General features: G+C 56.5%; 1 protein-coding gene. It reads left to right on the forward strand.

Annotation, left to right across the window (positions count from 1 at the left end; genetic code table 11):
• A partial coding sequence (locus HAP95_RS00900) for a uroporphyrinogen-III C-methyltransferase (RefSeq protein WP_264318797.1) occupies nt 1-361 on the forward strand: 361 nt, incomplete at both ends.

A 361-nucleotide genomic window follows, 5' to 3' on the forward strand; every position in this document is an offset into this window, starting at 1 on the left:
TTAGCAGCGGAATGGCGGCAGCGGCTTATGCTGGCGTACCGCTCACCCATCGTCATCGCAGTCAGTCGGTCATTTTCCTGACGGGGCACGAAGCCAGAGGAAGCCATCCTCCAGACTGGTCACGCTATGCCAAGGCGGCAGACACTCTGGTCATTTACATGGGCATCGAACGAATATCCGATATCTGTCAGGGCCTCATTATGGGCGGTCTGGCTGCTGAAACCCCCTGTCTTGCCGTACAATGGGCGACCATCATGCAAAAACAGGTACAGGCGCCCTTGCAGCAATTCAGTACAGCCATCCAGGCAGCGGAGTTAGGCAGTCCGGCGATTCTCATTATTGGTTCCGTCGTGGAACTGGC

The organism is Acidithiobacillus sulfurivorans (genome assembly GCF_018853815.1).
GTDB classification, from domain to species: domain Bacteria; phylum Pseudomonadota; class Gammaproteobacteria; order Acidithiobacillales; family Acidithiobacillaceae; genus Acidithiobacillus; species Acidithiobacillus sulfurivorans.